The sequence below is a fragment of the Streptococcus infantis genome, assembly GCF_015546995.1.
Lineage (GTDB): Bacteria > Bacillota > Bacilli > Lactobacillales > Streptococcaceae > Streptococcus > Streptococcus infantis_J.
On record NZ_JADMUH010000003.1, the window covers coordinates 1 to 17,917 of the forward strand.

Consider the following 17,917-nt stretch of genomic DNA (forward strand, 5'->3'; position numbering starts at 1 on the left):
CCAAACCTCCCCGTCGATGTGAACTCTTGGGGGAGATAAGCCTGTTATCCCCAGGGTAGCTTTTATCCGTTGAGCGATGGCCCTTCCATACGGAACCACCGGATCACTAAGCCCGACTTTCGTCCCTGCTCGAGTTGTTGCTCTCGCAGTCAAGCTCCCTTATACCTTTACACTCTACGAATGATTTCCAACCATTCTGAGGGAACCTTTGGGCGCCTCCGTTACCTTTTAGGAGGCGACCGCCCCAGTCAAACTGCCCGTCAGACACTGTCTCCGATAGGGATCACCTATCCGGGTTAGAGTGGCCATAACACAAGGGTAGTATCCCAACATCGTCTCCTTCGAAACTGGCGTCCCGATCTCATAGACTCCTACCTATCCTGTACATGTGGTACAGACACTCAATATCAAACTGCAGTAAAGCTCCATGGGGTCTTTCCGTCCTGTCGCGGGTAACCTGCATCTTCACAGGTACTAAAATTTCACCGAGTCTCTCGTTGAGACAGTGCCCAAATCATTACGCCTTTCGTGCGGGTCGGAACTTACCCGACAAGGAATTTCGCTACCTTAGGACCGTTATAGTTACGGCCGCCGTTTACTGGGGCTTCAATTCATACCTTCGCTTGCGCTAAGCACTCCTCTTAACCTTCCAGCACCGGGCAGGCGTCACCCCCTATACATCATCTTACGATTTAGCAGAGAGCTGTGTTTTTGATAAACAGTTGCTTGGGCCTATTCACTGCGGCTGACGTAAAGTCAGCACCCCTTCTCCCGAAGTTACGGGGTCATTTTGCCGAGTTCCTTAACGAGAGTTCTCTCGCTCACCTGAGGCTACTCGCCTCGACTACCTGTGTCGGTTTGCGGTACGGGTAGAGTATGTTTAAACGCTAGAAGCTTTTCTTGGCAGTGTGACGTCACTAACTTCGCTACTAAACTTCGCTCCCCATCACAGCTCAATGTTATAGAATTAAGCATTTAACTCAATTCACACCTCACTGCTTAGACAGACACTTCCAATCGTCTGCTTTAGTTAGCCTACTGCGTCCCTCCATCACTACATACTCTAGTACAGGAATATCAACCTGTTGTCCATCGGATACACCTTTCGGTCTCTCCTTAGGTCCCGACTAACCCAGGGCGGACGAGCCTTCCCCTGGAAACCTTAGTCTTACGGTGGACAGGATTCTCACCTGTCTTTCGCTACTCATACCGGCATTCTCACTTCTATGCGTTCCAGCGCTCCTCACGGTACACCTTCTCCACACATAGAACGCTCTCCTACCATACCTATAAAGGTATCCACAGCTTCGGTAAATTGTTTTAGCCCCGGTACATTTTCGGCGCAGGGTCACTCGACTAGTGAGCTATTACGCACTCTTTGAATGAATAGCTGCTTCTAAGCTAACATCCTAGTTGTCTGTGCAACCCCACATCCTTTTCCACTTAACAATTATTTTGGGACCTTAGCTGGTGGTCTGGGCTGTTTCCCTTTCGACTACGGATCTTAGCACTCGCAGTCTGACTGCCGACCATAATTCATTGGCATTCGGAGTTTATCTGAGATTGGTAATCCGGGATGGACCCCTCACCCAAACAGTGCTCTACCTCCAAGAATCTTGATGTCGACGCTAGCCCTAAAGCTATTTCGGAGAGAACCAGCTATCTCCAAGTTCGTTTGGAATTTCTCCGCTACCCACAAGTCATCCAAGCACTTTTCAACGTGCCCTGGTTCGGTCCTCCAGTGCGTCTTACCGCACCTTCAACCTGCTCATGGGTAGGTCACATGGTTTCGGGTCTACGACATAATACTAAGGCGCCCTATTCAGACTCGGTTTCCCTACGGCTCCGTCTCTTCAACTTAACCTCGCATCATATCGTAACTCGCCGGTTCATTCTACAAAAGGCACGCTCTCACCCATTAACGGGCTCGAACTTGTTGTAGGCACACGGTTTCAGGTTCTATTTCACTCCCCTCCCGGGGTGCTTTTCACCTTTCCCTCACGGTACTGGTTCACTATCGGTCACTAGGGAGTATTTAGGGTTGGGAGATGGTCCTCCCAGATTCCGACGGGATTTCACGTGTCCCGCCGTACTCAGGATACTGCTAGGTACAAAGACTATTTAAAATACGAGGCTCTCACTCTCTTTGGCTGATCTTCCCATATCATTCTTCTATAATCTTTGAGTCCACATTGCAGTCCTACAACCCCGAAGAGTAAACTCTTCGGTTTGCCCTCCTGCCGTTTCGCTCGCCGCTACTCAGGCAATCGCTTTTGCTTTCTCTTCCTGCAGCTACTTAGATGTTTCAGTTCACTGCGTCTTCCTCCTCATATCCTTAACAGATATGGGTAACAGGTAGTACCTGTTGGGTTCCCCCATTCGGAAATCCCTGGATCATCGCTTACTTACAGCTACCCAAGGCATATCGTCGTTTGTCACGTCCTTCTTCGGCTCCTAGTGCCAAGGCATCCACCGTGCGCCCTTATTAACTTAACCTTATTTTTCTGACCTTTCAGTCATAAACTCTTATTAATACTACAGCGTTTTCGGTTTATTTTCTTGTTACTATTTGATATAGATATTCAATTTTCAATGTGCATGACTTGGTGATCTCTCACCAATGGAGCCTAGCGGGATCGAACCGCTGACCTCCTGCGTGCAAAGCAGGCGCTCTCCCAGCTGAGCTAAGGCCCCACAAGACCTCTCAAGACTAAACAAGACCAATGTGCATTCCTTATCCTTAGAAAGGAGGTGATCCAGCCGCACCTTCCGATACGGCTACCTTGTTACGACTTCACCCCAATCATCTATCCCACCTTAGGCGGCTGGCTCCAAATGGTTACCTCACCGACTTCGGGTGTTACAAACTCTCGTGGTGTGACGGGCGGTGTGTACAAGGCCCGGGAACGTATTCACCGCGGCGTGCTGATCCGCGATTACTAGCGATTCCGACTTCATGTAGGCGAGTTGCAGCCTACAATCCGAACTGAGACTGGCTTTAAGAGATTAGCTTGCCGTCACCGACTTGCGACTCGTTGTACCAGCCATTGTAGCACGTGTGTAGCCCAGGTCATAAGGGGCATGATGATTTGACGTCATCCCCACCTTCCTCCGGTTTATTACCGGCAGTCTCGCTAGAGTGCCCAACTAAATGATGGCAACTAACAATAGGGGTTGCGCTCGTTGCGGGACTTAACCCAACATCTCACGACACGAGCTGACGACAACCATGCACCACCTGTCACCTCTGTCCCGAAGGAAAGCTCTATCTCTAGAGCGGTCAGAGGGATGTCAAGACCTGGTAAGGTTCTTCGCGTTGCTTCGAATTAAACCACATGCTCCACCGCTTGTGCGGGCCCCCGTCAATTCCTTTGAGTTTCAACCTTGCGGTCGTACTCCCCAGGCGGAGTGCTTAATGCGTTAGCTACGGCACTAAACCCCGGAAAGGGTCTAACACCTAGCACTCATCGTTTACGGCGTGGACTACCAGGGTATCTAATCCTGTTTGCTCCCCACGCTTTCGAGCCTCAGCGTCAGTTACAAGCCAGAGAGCCGCTTTCGCCACCGGTGTTCCTCCATATATCTACGCATTTCACCGCTACACATGGAATTCCACTCTCCCCTCTTGCACTCAAGTTAAACAGTTTCCAAAGCGTACTATGGTTAAGCCACAGCCTTTAACTTCAGACTTATCTAACCGCCTGCGCTCGCTTTACGCCCAATAAATCCGGACAACGCTCGGGACCTACGTATTACCGCGGCTGCTGGCACGTAGTTAGCCGTCCCTTTCTGGTAAGATACCGTCACAGTGTGAACTTTCCACTCTCACACTCGTTCTTCTCTTACAACAGAGCTTTACGATCCGAAAACCTTCTTCACTCACGCGGCGTTGCTCGGTCAGACTTCCGTCCATTGCCGAAGATTCCCTACTGCTGCCTCCCGTAGGAGTCTGGGCCGTGTCTCAGTCCCAGTGTGGCCGATCACCCTCTCAGGTCGGCTATGTATCGTTGCCTTGGTGAGCCGTTACCTCACCAACTAGCTAATACAACGCAGGTCCATCTGGTAGTGGTGCAGTTGCACCTTTTAAGCAGTCATCATGCGATATCTACTGTTATGCGGTATTAGCTATCGTTTCCAATAGTTATCCCCCGCTACCAGGCAGGTTACCTACGCGTTACTCACCCGTTCGCAACTCATCCGCTCGGTGCAAGCACCAAGCTTCAGCGTTCTACTTGCATGTATTAGGCACGCCGCCAGCGTTCGTCCTGAGCCAGGATCAAACTCTCATTAAAAGTTTGAGTTCTCACTCATTTCTGTCACTGACAGATTTATTGTTTTTTCATTGTTCAGTACTATAACTTCCGTTATAGTGCCCTGCACATTGGTTCGTCTTGTTCAGTTTTCAAAGGTCTTTGTCGCGCTTGCGACAACTATATTAGTATATCACAGTCATTTTTCTCTGTCAACAGGTTTTTTTAACTTTTTTTATAACCTGTTCCCATCAACCGCAATACACCCATAGTCCGTACGGGATTCGAACCCGTGTTACCGCCGTGAAAAGGCGGTGTCTTAACCCCTTGACCAACGAACCCTGAGCTTTTCAACTCTTTCTATTATATACACTTTTTCCTACTTGTCAACTAGTTTGACTACTTTTTTTATCTTTTTGGCGAAAAATCTTTTAGCACATGTCTCAGCTCTTTTAACATCGCTTTTCTTCCTTTAAATCTCTCATCAGCAATCAATCTCTCATAAAGTTCCAATTTTTCTTTTCCTAATCCTGCTTTATATCCTTTAAGTACTTCTTGTAAAGCATATGACTCATCTAACAGAAGACCTCCTTCTCCTAATCGGTGGCTAATTTCTCCGACCTCTTCATATGCTTGCCGATCTAATCTTCTTTTATAACTTTCTTGTTTTCGAACTGCGTCTAAAATTCGGTTTCGGAATTTTGTTTTGAAATAGGTGTAGAATTGTTTATCTCTTTTTTCGGTGAATTCCGGGTAGTTTTCTAATAATTCGTTAAGGCAAATCATTCCCTCTTGATCCCAATCTTCTTTTTCCCATAGATGTAGATAGTACTCTTTTCGGCACTTATGCACGATGGCTTTTACTTCATGGTAATATTTTTCTAACATCATTACCCTCCTTTTCTTTATCCAGTATATCAGAGCTAAGTTTTACAGAACTCTTTCTTTTTTATTTTGCTTGTATACTTGTCTAAACTTATACTTGGGATATTTTAACATTTCTTTTAGATTATTTTTGAGGCTTTTTAGGATATAAAAAAGACAAGAGTTTTGCTCTTGTCTTTTAAAAATTTATTGGAACAAATCTACAATTGTATCCCAGACAGTTTTTGCCTTTTCTTTAATTTTTGCATCTGAAATAGCTTTTTCTGCTTCATCAATAAGATTCTGGGCTCGATCTCGGATATCAGTTATAGAATCACTTGATTGCACACCACCATTGTCGGTTGCTTGATTTTGAGAATTTCTAGGAGCTATACCGTTTAGTTCATAAGCATTCTCAACAGTAAAGGTACTTCCTGGCGTATAAGGAAGAATTGTTTCTGCCATACTTCTAAAAATATGAGCGGCGCCATTTGATGTCGAACCTGCTAGATAATGGTTTTCATCGGTAGTTGGGAAACCAAGCCAGTGACTAATGACTACATCAGGTGTATACCCAACAACCCATTGGTCACTCGTATATTCTGGGTTAAAAGCAGTCTCTGTCGTTCCAGTTTTTCCGGCCATAACATAACCATCAGGCGAAGAACTTATTCCTGTACCATTTGTGAAGGTTCCTAACATCATGCTAGTCATTTTATCAGCTACAGACTTGTCTATCACACGTTTTTGAGAATTCTTATGTGTAGCAATGACTTGACCACTTGCATTTTCAATACGTGTAATAAAATGCGCTTCAGGCATCAAACCTTCATTTGCAAATGCTGCATAAGCTTGTGCCATTTGTAGTGGACTAGTTTCCACACCACCACCCAGGGCAACACCCAACACACGATCCACATTCGTTAAGTCAAGTCCAAATCTTTCACCTGATTCAAAAGCCTTGTCGATGCCAAGTTGTTTAACTGTTGCTACGGCAGGGAGGTTTAGGGACTCAGCTAAAGCTTGGTACATTGGAACTTCAGGAGATGTTTTGATTCCTGCGTAGTTATCGACCTTGTAATCACCATACTCCATAGTATGATTATCCAACTCTTTATTTAGAGCCCAACCAGCTTCGACTGCTGGGGTATAGACAACTAAGGGCTTAATAGTTGAACCTGGACTTCTTTTTGATTGAGTTGCGTAGTTGAAATTTCGGAAGCCCGCTTTATCATCTCCTGCTACACGACCAACAACTCCTCGAACTCCTCCTGTTTTTGGTTCTAGAGCAACACTGCCAGACTCAGCATGAGTTCCATCTTCTGCGGTTGGAAAGAGAGCTGTGTTTTCATAAATGACTTGCATATTAGCCTGGTAATTCTGATCTAATTCCGTATATATACGATAGCCGTTGTTCACAATTTCTTCTTCAGTTAAATTATACTTTTCAATTGCTTCATTAACAACAGCATCAAAATAGGATGGATATCGGTAGTCTGAAACTTTACCTTTATAAGCATCCTGCAGTTGAGATGCCATATCAACACCCGAAGCTTCCGCTTCTTTGTCCTTATCAATATAGCCAGCAGCGACCATGTTTTGTAAGACGGTGTCTCTACGGTTAGTAGAATCTTCAATAGAATTCAAAGGGTTGTATAATTCCGGTCCTTTCAGCATTCCTGCTAAAGTCGCAGCTTCATCAAGCGTCAGTTGAGAAGCTGAAACCCCAAAGTATTTTTTACTTGCATCTTCAACACCCCAAACCCCATTTCCGAAATAGGCATTGTTCAAGTACATGGTTAGGATTTCCTTCTTGCTATATTTTTTGGTTAATTCTAGAGCTAAGAAGAATTCTTTGGCTTTTCTTTGAACAGTCTGATCTTGAGAAAGATAGGCATTCTTTGCCAACTGCTGAGTAATCGTAGAACCACCACCCGAGCGACCTGCTGTAAGAATGGCCAGGAAAAAGCGTCCATAGTTAATTCCACTATTTTTATAGAAACTTCTATCTTCTGTCGCAATAACAGCATTCTGCAAATCTTCACTAATATCCGAAAGTTCGACATAGGTGCCTTTTTGACCTGACAGGGCGCCTGCTTCTTTTTCTTCTCTGTCAAAAATCAGAGTACGTGTTTTTAAAGCATTTTGTAAGTCTGTAACATTCGTCGATTTTGCTAGCGCAAATAGATAGACCCCAACAAAAAGGCTGGCACTTAGTCCTATAATCAGAAAGATTTTTGTCAAATGATAACGGCGCCAGAATTTTCGAATAGGACCAACTGCCCCAGATTTCTTTCGCCCAGCTCTTGAACGGCGTAAATTACTAGACTCGTTACCTTCATGTTCAACTTCGTTAGTCTCTGTTTCTTCAATTTCAGATTCTTCTTTTTTAAATAAAGAAAGAAATTTTTCAAATAAGGTATCTAATTTCATGCGTATATTTTATCATCTTCCCCATAGGAAGACAAGAATTTTGCTAGTTCCCCTGTCCAAATAAATTGATTTTTGTTACAATATCAGTATGAAATTTACCTTTACGATCCCCAACTCTCTACCCGAAATGACTGTCAAACATTTTCTAGAAGAACAGCTGTTAATACCTAGAAAAATAAGGCACTTTTTGAGAATCAAAAAACACATCCTCATTAATCAAGAAGAAGTCCACTGGCATCAAACGGTCAAAGCTGGGGATGAATGTCAGTTGATCTTCGATGAGGAGGATTATCCTACAAAAAAAATTCTCTGGGGAAATCCCAAACTTGTCGAAGAAGTCTATCAAGACCAACATTTAATTATCGTCAATAAACCTGAGGGTATGAAGACACATGGAAATCAGCCAGACGAGATAGCTCTTCTCAATCATGTCAGCGCCTATGTCGGCCAAACCTGCTATGTTGTCCATAGACTAGATATGGAAACAAGTGGTCTCGTACTGTTTGCTAAGAATCCATTCATTCTTCCTATCCTTAATCGCTTATTAGAAAAGAAAGAGATTTCTCGAGAATACTGGGCTCTGGTTGATGGAAGATTAGAGGCTAAGGACTTGATCTTCCGAGATAAAATCGGTCGCAATCGCCACGATCGTAGAAAAAGAATTGTGGATCAAAAAAATGGTCAATACGCCGAAACTCATGTAACTCGGTTAAAACAATTTCAAAACAAAACCAGTCTCGTTCGGTGTAGATTAAAAACAGGACGTACTCATCAAATCCGAGTCCACCTATCTCACCACGGACATCCAATCCTCGGGGACCCTCTCTACAACCCACACTCAAAAAACAAGAGGCTGATGCTTCACGCATTTAAACTATCCTTTATCCACCCTCTGACTTTAAATAAATTAAGCTTTACCACTCTCTCAGATACATTTGAAAGAGAATTAAAACAAAATGGATGATAAAATCATCCATTTTGTTAGATACAAAAAGCAAGACCTATTGGTCTTGCTTTTTTGACTCAGAAATTATTTAGCAATTTTTGCGAAGTATTCAAGAGTACGTACAAGTTGTGCAGTGTAAGACATTTCGTTGTCGTACCATGATACAACTTTAACCAATTGTTTACCGTCAACGTCAAGAACTTTAGTTTGAGTTGCGTCAAACAATGAACCGTATGACATACCTACAACGTCTGAAGAAACGATTGGATCTTCAGTGTAACCGTATGATTCGTTAGCAACAGCTTTCATAGCTGCATTTACTTCATCAACAGTAACGTTCTTTTCAAGAACAACTACCAATTCAGTTACTGATCCAGTTGGAGTAGGAACGCGTTGTGCAGCTCCGTCCAATTTACCGTTCAATTCAGGGATAACCAAACCGATTGCTTTAGCAGCACCAGTTGAGTTAGGAACGATGTTAGCAGCACCAGCGCGTGCACGACGAAGGTCACCTTTACGGTGTGGACCGTCAAGGATCATTTGGTCACCAGTGTAAGCGTGGATAGTAGTCATCAATCCTTCTACAACACCGAAGTTATCTTGAAGAGCTTTAGCCATTGGAGCCAAGCAGTTTGTAGTACATGAAGCACCTGAGATAACTGTTTCAGTACCATCAAGAATATCGTGGTTAGTGTTAAATACGACTGTCTTAACATCTGATCCACCAGGAGCAGTGATAACAACTTTCTTAGCACCACCAGCATGCAAGTGTTTTTCAGCAGCTGCTTTAGTAGCAAAGAAGCCAGTTGCTTCAAGAACGATTTCTACACCGTCGTTAGCCCAGTCGATTTGTTCTGGATCACGTTCAGCAGAAACTTTAACGAATTTACCGTTAACTTCGAATCCACCTTCTTTAACTTCCACAGTACCGTCGAAACGACCTTGAGTTGTGTCATATTTCAACAAGTGTGCAAGCATAACTGGATCTGTAAGGTCGTTGATGCGAGTAACTTCAACACCTTCTACATTTTGGATACGACGGAAAGCAAGACGACCGATACGACCGAAACCGTTAATACCAACTTTAACTACCATTAGTGATTTCCTCCTTATGAAAATCATGAAAATTTTATTGTGAAAAGAGTAACTTGAATCACTACAAATCACCTTTCAACAAACCTATTATATAACTATTTTAGTTTTATTGCAAGCGCTGACGTTGATTTTCACTTCAGTTTTCTATTTTCTAGATACACAATTTTATATAGATTCCCTTTGTCAAAAGTCTATCAACATACATCTTTATAGTTATTTACAAAACTTTTTTGTTAAACTTTTAACCTCTTCTATTTTGAAAAACTATAAAAAAGAGACAGGATTACTCCTGCCTCTGACTGATAATCAATTATTTAAGACGTCCTGGTCTTTCTTTGTATCCATAGTAAGCATCTTCGATGATTTCTTGCATATGATCAACCATTGGAAGACGTGGGTTTGCAGGTGAACATTGATCTTCATAAGCAAGGAAGGCCAATTCACGTGAATGTTCTTTCCATTCTTTCTCGTCAACACCTTGTGCTTTGAAGTTCATTTCGATACCTACGCGCTCACCGAGTTCGTAAACAGCTTTAGCATAAGATGCAACCCCTTCTTCTGGTGTAGAAGCTGGGAGTCCAAGCATGCGTGCGATATCTTGATATTTTTCATCTGCACGGTAGTAGTTGTACTTAGGCCATGTTGCTGTCTTAGCTGGACGTGTACCGTTGTAGCGGATGACGTATGGAAGCAAGATAGCATTTGTACGGCCGTGGATTGTGTGGAATTGCGCACCAATCTTATGAGCCATTGAGTGAGAAATACCGAGGAAGGCATTCGCAAAAGCCATACCAGCGATTGTTGAAGCATTATGCATTTTCTCACGTGAGTGGAAGTCTGCATTCTTAACTGAGCTTTCGAGGTTTTCGAATACAAGTTTGATGGCTTGAAGAGCAAGTCCGTCAGTGTAGTCGCTAGCCATTTGTGATACGTAAGCTTCAGTTGCGTGAGTCAATACGTCCATACCAGTATCAGCAGCAACAAATCCAGGAACTGTCAATACCAAGGCAGGGTCTACGATTGCCACGGTTGGTGTCAATGAGTAGTCAGCGATTGGGTATTTACGGTTGTTTGCTTTATCAGAGATAACGGCAAATGGAGTTACTTCAGATCCTGTACCAGATGTAGTTGGGATAGCGATGAATTTAGTCTTCTTACCAAGTAATGGGAATTTGAAGGCACGTTTACGGATATCCATGAATTTTTGTACAAGATCACGGAAGTCCACTTCTGGTTGTTCGTAGAAGAGCCACATTACTTTAGCAGCATCCATTGGTGATCCACCACCAAGAGCGATGATTGTATCTGGTTTGAAGGAACGCATAATCTCAGTACCACGTTCAACTGTAGTGATATCTGGATCTGGTTCTACATCTGCAAAGATTTGGTAAACAACCTTATTGCGACGAAGGTCAAGTTGCTCGATGATACGATCAAGGAAGCCAAGCTCTACCATAGCGTGGTCAGTAACGATCATGACACGCTCAACGTCACGACATTTTTGAAGGTATTGAATTGAATCACGTTCAAAGTATGTTTTTGAAGGAAGTTTCATCCATTGCATGTTATTTCTCCGTCTTCCGACTTTTTTGATATTCAAGAGGTTAATGGCGCTAACGTTATCCCCAACTGAGTTACGTCCGTAAGAACCACATCCGAGTGTTAATGATGGCAAGAAGGCATTATAAACATCCCCGATACCACCGAAAGTAGAAGGTGAGTTACAGATAACACGAATAGCTTTAACAGCTTTACCAAATTCTTTAGTCAGTTCTTCATCAGCAGTATGGATGGCAGCTGAGTGTCCAAGACCGTTAAATTCAACCATTTGACGAGCTTTTGCAATACCGTCTTCGCGGCTTTCAGATTTCAAAACTGCGATAACTGGTGATAATTTTTCACGAGTCAACGGCTCGTTTTCGCCAACTTCTTTACATTCTGCAGCAAGAATGTTTGTTCCTTCTGGAACAGTAAATCCTGCTTGTTCTGCGATCCAAGTTGCTGGTTTACCAACGATGTCAGCGTTCAATTTTGCACCAGCACAGTTTTTGCTGTTTGCTTTCACGCCGAAGCAGAACTCTTCAAGAAGAGCTTTTTCTTTTTTGTTTACAAAGTAAGTGTGGTAAGATTTGAACTCTGCTACAAATTCATCATAAATTTCTTTATCAATAATAACCGCTTGTTCAGATGCACAGACCATACCATTATCAAATGATTTAGACATTACGATATCGTGAGCAGCTTGGCGAATGTTGGCTGATTTTTCAACATAAGCTGGAACGTTTCCGGCACCTACCCCAAGAGCTGGTTTACCACATGAGTATGCAGCTTTAACCATGGCATTCCCACCTGTTGCAAGGATTGTTGCAATACCTTCGTGGTTCATCAATGCGCTAGTTGCTTCCATAGATGGTTCAGTAATCCACTGTACACAGTTTTCAGGAGCTCCTGCTTTAATCGCTGCATCACGCACGATTTGAGCAGCGTGAGCTGATGATTCTTGAGCTGACGGGTGGAACGCAAAGACAATAGGATTACGAGTCTTCAATGAAATCAAAGCTTTAAAGATTGCTGTTGAAGTAGGGTTTGTTGTTGGAGTGATACCACAAACAACACCAACCGGTTCAGCAATAAGAGTCAATCCTGTCACATCGTCTTCTTCAATAACACCAACTGTTTTAGTGTGGCGCATGTTATTTACCACGTGCTCACAAGCAAACAAGTTCTTAGTCGCTTTATCTTCAAATACTCCACGTCCTGTTTCTTCAAAGGCATGCAAAGCCAATTCTCCGTGAGCATCAAGTGCTGCAACTGAAGCTTTTGCTACGATATAATCGACTTGATCTTGGTCAAGTTTACGCATTTCTCCAAGGGCAACCAAAGCTTTTTGCACCAAACCATCAACATGCTTTTCAGCAGCGAGTTTCTTTTCCTCTGGTGTTACAGTTTTTTTATCAGCCATATTTTCCTCCATAGCTTTCAAGGATTGTAAGTCCTTTGTTAATTTTTTCACAATCTTATTATAACTCTTTTTTCAAGATTTGTAAACAGTTTCATAAAAAATTCACAAACTTTTTTTATTTACTTGTGAAAACATTGTTGCACATGCCTACACATATGCTTTTACGCTTATACTTTGTGAAAAAATTAATAAAATTTTTATTTTTCACAAACTCCATTGTAAAAAGGCATTTGAAAGCAACTTAACTTACATGTAAGCGTTTTCTACAGATGTGGTATAATACCCCCTCTAAGAGGAGGTTATTGCGCTTGTTGAAAGAGACCTTGTTTAAATTCACCCTCATAGACAACATCTTGCTCAGTAGTCAGTTTTCCTTTACCTTCAGCTTGCCCATTAACAAAGTCACCTTCATAAACCCAGCCCTCTTTAGCTTGGTAGGTTCCTTTACCGTTAAATGCTCCATTTTTAAATTCACCAGTATAAGTGTCGCCATTTGAGAAGGTCATTGTGCCTTTGCCATTCATCTTTCCACGAACAATACTTCCATCATATACAAGTGAATCGCCATCCAGTTTTAAAACTCCTTGCTTAGGCATATTCCCTACAAATACAAATATAGCACAAAGAGCTATGACTACTACTGTTGCAATTTCCAAACGAGGACGCGTTATATAGACACTGTACTTATCATAGAATTTCTTTAAATTATCCATTTTTTGCCTCATTTTCTAAACGTGTTAGCCAAGCCTGGCAACCAGTTAAAACTCGATCGTAAGTTTCATCAAAATCACCTGTATACCATGGATCAGGAACACCCTCAGAAGCAAATGCCTCTAGCTTGTGTTGTTGGTCTTGTGGACACATTCGAGTCAAATCTAGAAGATTGGACTCGTCCATCCCAATGACATAATCAAAATATTCAAAATCATCCTTAGAAATTTGCTGTGATGTTTTTGATGAATCATAAGGAATCTCGTGAGCTTTAAAAATTTTCTGGGTTCCTTTGTGAATTGGATTTCCATGTTCCCAAGAAGAAGTTGCTCTACTTTCAATCTCATAATCATCGGTTAAAGATTTCATAACAAATTCTGCCATAGGACTACGGCAAATATTACCAAGACATACAAAAACAACTTTCTTCATTATTGTTCCCCATCTTCATAGAAAAAGGGGTATGAGATCCACCCCGTTTTATTCTTCAATCGCGCTTTCACCATCGACAACTGTACCTTCTGATGTAACAGCCTCTTTAAGTGGCAAGACAGATTTGATAGCTCCAAGTTCAAAAGTCAAGTAAACTCCGTCTACATCAAGTACGATCGTTCTGTTTTCGGTATCAACTTCATCAACTGTACCGTATAAACCACCGATAGTAATGACTTCATAGCCTTTTTGAAGTTTATTGAGACTCTCCATGCGTTTTTCAGCTTGTTTCTTTTGAGAACGTTGCATAAAGAACATCAAGGCAAACATTCCTACAAGCATAATCACAAATGTTAAATTTGCATTCATTGTATTTTCTCCTTTGTAATTCAGATAAAACTACTATATCAAATTTCACTATTTTTTACAAGATTGCACCTTAGTTTTAGGTCAATAAAAAACCAGAGCAAAGCTCTGATTTTTCTTATTTCAAGTTGTTTACAAGTTCTACTAAGTTTTCAACTGTAAATCCATACTCTGCCAACACTTTTGAAGCTGGGGCAGATGCTCCAAAGGTATCAATACCGAGAACTGCTCCATCAAGACCAACGTATTTATACCAGTTTTGAGTCGCTCCCATTTCAACAGCCACACGTCGACGAACCGCATTTGGTAGGATTTTTTCTTTGTATGCGGCATCTTGTGCATCAAAGACATCCGTAGATGGCATGCTGACTACGCGAACTTTTCCACCTTGACTTGCCAATTCTTTAGCAGCTGCAACAGCTAGATTCACTTCTGAACCTGTTGCAATCAAAATCGTGTCAAAGTCTGTAGCATTTTCATAGACAACATAAGCACCTTTCGCAACCTTATCAAAGTCTGTTCCTTCCTCAACAGTCAAGTTTTGACGAGTCAAGACAAGGGCAGTTGGTGTTTTTTCACTCTTCACTGCTTGATACCAAGCTGCTTGAGTTTCACGCGCATCTGCTGGACGGAAAACATTAAGGTTTGGAATCGCACGGAGTCCTGCCAAGTGCTCAATTGGTTCATGAGTTGGTCCATCTTCACCAACTGCGATTGAATCGTGAGTAAAGACATAGGTCACAGGAAGGCCTTGTAGAGCTGACAAACGAACTGCCGCTTTAAGGTAGTCTGAGAATACGAAGAAAGTTCCACCGTAAACTCGAAGTCCACCGTGAAGAGCCATTCCGTTCAAAACTGTACCCATTGCAAATTCACGAACACCAAATTGGATATTACGGTTCAAGCGATTTGCATCGTCCTGAAGTCCATTAGTTTTGATGTAAGTCATATTTGAATGAGCAAGGTCAGCTGATCCACCAAGGAAGGTTGGCAATTTAGCAGCCACTACATTTAAAGCATCCTGACTTGAGTTACGAGTTGCTTGAGAGAAGCCATTTTCTAAAGCTGGGAAGTCTTCTGGAGTCAATTCAACTGGATCGCGTCCATCGATGATTGCTTCCACTTCTGCAGCAAGCTCTGGGTAAGCTTCTTTATAATCTGCAACTAGTTTTGTCCATGCTTCATATGCTGATGCACCTCGGTCCGCAACATTTTCTTTGAAATCAGCATAAACTTCTGCTGGGATTTCAAATGGTTCGTAGTCCCAACCAAGGGCTTGACGAGTTGCAGCAGTTTCGTCTGCACCAAGAGGAGCACCGTGTACGGCATTAGTTCCTTGTTTGTTTGGGGAACCATAACCAATAACAGTTTTTACTTCAATCAAAGACGGTTTCCCTGAAGCCTTAGCCTCTTCAATAGCTGCTTGAATAGCTTCTAAGTCTGTCCCATCTTCTACCAAGGCTGTATGCCAACCGTAGGCATTGTAACGATCGCGAACACTCTCTGTGAATGAATCTTTTGTCTCACCGTCCAAGTTGATATCATTTGAATCATAGAGAACAACCAATTTGTCAAATTTCTGCAAACCTGCATAAGAAGCAGCTTCACTTGATACACCTTCCATCAAGTCACCATCTCCACAGATAACATATGTGTAGTGATCAAAAATGTTATAATCTTTGCGGTTATACTTTGCTGCAAGGAAACGTTCTGCTTGTGCAAAACCTGTCGCAGTCGCAATCCCTTGTCCTAGAGGACCTGTTGTTGCATCAACCCCTGCTGTATGACCAAATTCTGGGTGACCTGGAGTTTTAGACCCCCATTGACGGAAGCTCTTCACTTCATCCATGCTCACATCTTCAAATCCAGAAAGGTGAAGAAGGGCATAGAGAAGCATTGATCCGTGACCCGCTGAAAGAATAAAACGGTCGCGGTTGATCCAGTTTGGTTGAGCTGGATTGATACGAAGTTCTTTAGTGAAAAGGCTGTAAGCCATCGGTGCTGCACCCATTACCACCCCTGGGTGACCTGAATTCGCTTTATTAATAGCGTCAATACCCAAGAAACGAATAGCATTAACAGATAGATTTGACATAGAATTTCCTTTCTATTTAAGGTGATAAGTTTATCACATATCCTATTCTACTATTATATGAAAAAACAGATAGAATAGCAATAAAACAATTTACTATAAAATGACTCAGCCGATTATACTAATCTCTAGTCACTTGATAGTAAGGTGATAGTCTTTCAAAACCTCTATCAAGTTGGTCTAAAAGCTTATCTATAGTATCTTCATCGGCTACTGGAATATCAACTTTTACTAAAACCTTACGAATCTCCTGATTGGATAATTGTTGTCTTAAAAGTTGTCTATTCTCCTCAGTAGCTGGTACTCTATAGCTTTCATCGTTTTTCTGAACCCAATAATAGATTCCATCAACCACTGGGATATCCAATATTTTAGCCTGTTTTGACAAGGTAGTCTCATCTTTCTTTCTCTCTACAAAGCTGACTTCTATAGAGATTCCCCAATTATTCTGATTTCCATACAAACGAAGAGCCATCATGGGCTCTGTTACATGCCCCTCTCTCTGTAAATAAACCCAGAAATGTGGTCGTAATCTCTGCGCTTGATTCATCCATTGACTGGTTGAGTGTAAATTCCAATCGGAATGCCTAGCTTGAAAACATTCCGCTAGGTGAGTAAATGCCTTTCGCGCTTCCTGCCCTTTTTGACGCAGGTCTAGCATTTTATCCTTTTCAGCTCCTGCTTTTTCAGGATTCCGGTACTGTTCCCCTTGATAAGCAAGATAGTCCTTGATTTCTTTCATTTTATTCCTTCTTTAGTTAGAAAAAAATCAGGTTTCCCCTGATTTTTCATTTTTTATTCTGTGTCAACTACAACGTAACGATTTGGTTCGTCACCTTCAGAGTAGCTAGTAACACCTTCCATTCGTGAGATGATACGATGGATAATTTTGCGCTCGCTGCTTGACATTGGATCTGTCATCTGACTACGGCCTTCTTCCAAGACACGTGTAGCTAATTTTTGAGCATAACTCTGTAACACTTCTGCACGATGTTCTACATAATCATTCACGTTGATAGTAATGTAGAAAGTTTTTGAATAACGATTGTAGAGGTAATTTTGTGCCAAAAGTTGAAGGGATTTCAAAACCTTACCATGGTAACCAATGATACGGCCTGGCTCATTTGTATCAATTTGCATGTTGATAGAGCGACGGTTAGAGGTGCTAGAAATAGTTCCCTCAACATCCATATCATCGATGATTGCTTGAACATAATTGGTTACTTCTTCAACAACCTTTTCGGTGTCGTATGTTGGCTCGACTTTCAAACCAAGATTTTCTAAGTCGCTGCCTTTTTCAGGCTCAACTTCATCTTGAGTTTCTTCAGGTTGCAATTCTTTTAAAACTTCAATATGGCCTGTTTCTTCTAAAATCGTGCTGGCTTCTTTATCATTCTTAAGAATTTCAGCCTTGACTTCTTCAGAAATTTCTTGGCCTTCTTCTTCAATTTTCTTGATAGCAGCAACTACATGTCCCAAATCAACGGTTGCTTCACTGACTGTTTTAACTGGATCATTTTGATCATTAATTTCTTTTGGAACACCTTTGATCGCCTGCTGATTTGCTTTTACAACAGTTGTTTCACTGATTGCTTCGATATCAACTTGAGCTGGTTTTGTACCAAAAAGTCCAAAAAATCCCTTTTTTTCTCTCGAAACAACTTTGATATGAGCTTTCATTCTCGGAATATTTAATTCATTCAATCCCTTTTGGATTGCTTCTTCAACTGTTGAACCTGTAAATAATACCATTATCAGATTTCTCC

Annotated in this window: 11 protein-coding genes, 2 tRNA genes and 2 rRNA genes; 1 reads left to right on the forward strand and 14 read right to left on the reverse strand. The window is 42.0% G+C overall.

The features are described from left to right. From I1J71_RS01610 to pbp2a, 6 genes are all read right to left on the reverse strand, one after another. Positions 1-2,496, reverse strand: a 23S ribosomal RNA gene (locus tag I1J71_RS01610); the annotation flags it as partial. Positions 2,497-2,621: 125 nt separating this feature from the next. Continuing rightward, a tRNA-Ala gene (locus tag I1J71_RS01615) sits at positions 2,622-2,694 on the reverse strand. A gap of 50 nt (positions 2,695-2,744) precedes the next feature. Beyond that, positions 2,745-4,292 (reverse strand): 16S ribosomal RNA (locus I1J71_RS01620). Positions 4,293-4,519: 227 nt separating this feature from the next. Beyond that, positions 4,520-4,591 (reverse strand) — tRNA-Glu (locus tag I1J71_RS01625). A gap of 67 nt (positions 4,592-4,658) precedes the next feature. Then, entirely contained in the window at positions 4,659-5,141 is a 483-nt protein-coding gene (locus tag I1J71_RS01630) for a sigma factor (RefSeq protein WP_229026604.1), read from the reverse strand. 180 nt (positions 5,142-5,321) lie between these two features. Beyond that, a complete protein-coding gene (gene pbp2a, locus I1J71_RS01635) occupies positions 5,322-7,547 on the reverse strand; it encodes a penicillin-binding protein PBP2A (protein ID WP_195183492.1) in 2,226 nt (741 codons plus the stop codon). An 88-nt stretch (positions 7,548-7,635) separates the two neighbouring features. Between pbp2a and I1J71_RS01640 the strand changes: the two genes are divergently transcribed. Then, entirely contained in the window at positions 7,636-8,511 is an 876-nt protein-coding gene (locus I1J71_RS01640; protein WP_324248675.1) for an RluA family pseudouridine synthase, read from the forward strand. A 66-nt stretch (positions 8,512-8,577) separates the two neighbouring features. On the opposite strand, the gene gap is transcribed toward I1J71_RS01640, so the two are convergent. The 8 genes from gap to jag form a co-directional block, all read right to left on the reverse strand. Beyond that, complete coding sequence (gene gap / locus I1J71_RS01645; protein WP_006154814.1) at positions 8,578-9,588, reverse strand: type I glyceraldehyde-3-phosphate dehydrogenase; 1,011 nt, start codon at positions 9,586-9,588, stop codon at positions 8,578-8,580. 310 nt (positions 9,589-9,898) lie between these two features. Next, complete coding sequence (gene adhE, locus I1J71_RS01650) at positions 9,899-12,550, reverse strand: bifunctional acetaldehyde-CoA/alcohol dehydrogenase (protein WP_195183493.1); 2,652 nt, start codon at positions 12,548-12,550, stop codon at positions 9,899-9,901. Between the two features lie 299 nt (positions 12,551-12,849). Continuing rightward, positions 12,850-13,263, reverse strand: a complete 414-nt coding sequence (locus I1J71_RS01655) for an MORN repeat-containing protein (RefSeq protein WP_195183494.1) — start codon at positions 13,261-13,263, stop codon at positions 12,850-12,852. Next, on the reverse strand, positions 13,256-13,693 hold the full coding sequence (locus I1J71_RS01660; protein WP_006153398.1) for a low molecular weight protein-tyrosine-phosphatase: 438 nt from the start codon (positions 13,691-13,693) through the stop codon (positions 13,256-13,258). The genes I1J71_RS01655 and I1J71_RS01660 overlap by 8 nt, the downstream gene beginning before the upstream one ends. Before the next feature lie 48 nt (positions 13,694-13,741). Continuing rightward, on the reverse strand, positions 13,742-14,062 hold the full coding sequence (gene yajC, locus I1J71_RS01665; protein ID WP_004251136.1) for a preprotein translocase subunit YajC: 321 nt from the start codon (positions 14,060-14,062) through the stop codon (positions 13,742-13,744). 115 nt (positions 14,063-14,177) lie between these two features. Beyond that, on the reverse strand, positions 14,178-16,154 hold the full coding sequence (gene tkt, locus I1J71_RS01670) for a transketolase (protein ID WP_195183495.1): 1,977 nt from the start codon (positions 16,152-16,154) through the stop codon (positions 14,178-14,180). Positions 16,155-16,272: 118 nt separating this feature from the next. Continuing rightward, positions 16,273-16,893 (reverse strand): ribonuclease P, encoded by a 621-nt coding sequence (locus I1J71_RS01675; protein WP_195183496.1) that lies wholly within the window; start codon positions 16,891-16,893, stop codon positions 16,273-16,275. A 53-nt stretch (positions 16,894-16,946) separates the two neighbouring features. Beyond that, the gene (gene jag / locus I1J71_RS01680) at positions 16,947-17,903 is read right to left on the reverse strand and encodes an RNA-binding cell elongation regulator Jag/EloR (protein ID WP_074324785.1); all 957 of its coding nucleotides are present in this window, start codon (positions 17,901-17,903) and stop codon (positions 16,947-16,949) included. Between the last annotated feature and the right edge of the window lie 14 nt (positions 17,904-17,917).